The sequence below is a fragment of the Hansschlegelia beijingensis genome (genome assembly GCF_045505405.1).
GTDB lineage: Bacteria > Pseudomonadota > Alphaproteobacteria > Rhizobiales > Methylopilaceae > Methylopila > Methylopila beijingensis_A.
On sequence record NZ_JBJKEX010000688.1, the window covers coordinates 1 to 650 of the forward strand.

The 650-nt window shown below is 73.2% G+C and carries 1 protein-coding gene; it reads right to left on the minus strand.

Annotated elements, in window-relative coordinates; translation table 11 throughout:
* Nucleotides 1-650 (minus strand): diguanylate cyclase domain-containing protein (locus ACIKT0_RS19640; protein WP_407106928.1); only part of this gene is annotated, 650 nt, incomplete at both ends.

Consider the following 650-nt stretch of genomic DNA (forward strand, 5'->3'; position numbering starts at 1 on the left):
GCCTCGACGACCGCCGCAGCCAGCCGCTCCGTCTCCTGCCGGACGCAACCGCGTTCGAGCAGCACAGCGAACTCGTCGCCGCCGATCCGCGCCACGAGCGCCGCGCCGCGGCAGGCGGTTCTGAGCCGCGAACCGGTCTCCCGCAGGCAGTCGTCTCCGATCGCGTGGCCGAACGTGTCGTTGACCTGCTTGAAGCCGTCGAGGTCGGCGAGCAGCAGCGCTCCGCCGCGGCCTTCCACGCAGAGCGCGCTGAGCCGGGCCTCGAACAGCGCGCGGTTGGCGAGCCCAGTGACCGGGTCCATCTGCGCGAGCCGGCGGGCTTGTTCGGCGGCCGTCTTGGCCTCCGTCACGTCCTGCTTCAGCCCGTAGAGCTCGCGGGCTCCGCGGCTTCCGCGCCCCACGGTCGCGGAAATCCGGATCCACCGACTGCGGCCTCTCGCGGTGATGATCTCGGCGTCGAGCGCAAAGCCCTGGCCCTCGCTGATCGCGCGGGCGCGGGCCGCCTCGAGCGCCCCGCGCGAGCGCGGCTCGTAGAGCTCCAGTATTTCCTGCCGGCGCAGCGGCGCGCCCTGCCGGATGCCGAAAAGGCTATAGACGCCGGCGGTCCAGTTCAGGCGCTCGTCGGCGAGCCGGCAGCGCCAGACGCCGGC